This is a genomic window from Vibrio sp. 811, assembly GCF_033339195.1.
Genome location: NZ_JAWOUB010000230.1, coordinates 1 through 848, shown reverse-complemented (window position 1 = coordinate 848; position 848 = coordinate 1). Strand labels below are relative to the sequence as shown.

At 46.8% G+C, this 848-nt stretch carries 1 protein-coding gene and 1 pseudogene; both read left to right on the top strand.

Annotated features, from left to right (window positions below):
* Window positions 1-237, top strand: a pseudogene (locus R7Q46_RS26020) (type II secretion system protein GspC); the annotation flags it as partial.
* A gap of 36 nt (window positions 238-273) precedes the next feature.
* On the top strand, window positions 274-848 hold a 575-nt coding region (locus R7Q46_RS26015; RefSeq protein ID WP_318078060.1), incomplete at its 3' end, for a secretin N-terminal domain-containing protein.

Genomic DNA, 848 nt, shown 5'->3' with positions numbered 1-848 from the left:
TCTCCAGTGAAAAAAGACGACGCCATTATTGGCTACCGAGTTTCTCCGGGGCGTGATGCGGCGTTATTTAATGATGTGGGTCTAGAACCTGGTGATATTGCGGTGCAACTTAATGGGATCGATTTAAGTGATCCGTCTTCTTCAGTACAACTGATGCAAGTGATGAGCGATCCGCAAGAACTGAATTTGACTGTTGAGCGAGATGGTCAGCAGTACGACATCTATATCCAATTGTAATACTTAGGCAACCAGCGTAAGTTCAGGGAGACATACGTGAAACATTGGTTTAGCAAAAGTGCTTGGTTACTGGCAGGGAGTCTACTCTGCGTTCCAGGCGCGATGGCAAATGAATTTAGTGCGAGTTTCAAAGGCACTGACATTCAAGAATTCATCAACATTGTTGGTCGTAACTTAGAAAAGACCATCATCGTTGACCCTTCGGTGCGCGGTAAAATCGACGTTCGCAGCTACGACGTGTTAAACGAAGAGCAATATTACAGCTTCTTCCTTAACGTGTTGGAAGTGTACGGCTATGCAGTCGTAGAAATGGACAACGGCGTACTCAAAGTCATCAAAGCAAAAGACTCTAAGACCTCTGCAATCCCTGTTATGGGTGATGGCAGCGCAAAAGGCGATAGCGTCATCACTCGCGTGGTTGCTGTTCGAAATGTCTCTGTTCGTGAATTGTCACCGCTATTGCGCCAGCTGATTGATAACGCCGGGGCGGGTAACGTAGTTCATTACGATCCAGCTAATATCATCCTGATCACCGGTCGTGCAGCGGTAGTAAACCGTCTAGCAGAAATCATCAAACGCGTTGACCAAGCTGGTGACAAAGAGATCGAGCT